Source organism: Peptoclostridium sp. AF21-18, from assembly GCF_003478825.1.
GTDB lineage: Bacteria > Bacillota > Clostridia > Peptostreptococcales > Peptostreptococcaceae > Peptacetobacter.
Map to the genome: position 1 here is coordinate 62,548 of NZ_QUGE01000009.1, position 228 is coordinate 62,775.

Annotated in this window: 1 pseudogene; it reads right to left on the minus strand. The window is 42.5% G+C overall.

What is annotated here, in order from left to right:
• Positions 1-102: 102 nt before the first annotated feature.
• A pseudogene (locus DWX74_RS11240) lies at positions 103-228 on the minus strand (IS200/IS605 family transposase); the annotation flags it as partial.

Here is a 228-nt window from a genome sequence, read left to right on the forward strand (position 1 = left end):
AAAAAGGAACCCCCCAGTAAAACTGGGGGTTCTTCATTTGACGCCTATAAGGCTCAACTTCCAGCTACGCTTCAAAGCGTATGTCGGTCCGCCACTCGCTAACTATTTCTGGTTACCCGTAAACGGGTCAACTACGTCAAGCGTTAGCTGTTCACTCATCATATCTTCTCTCAACTGGTTTTCTATATATTCTTTTATTCTTTTTGTGTCTTTTCCTGTTGTATCAAC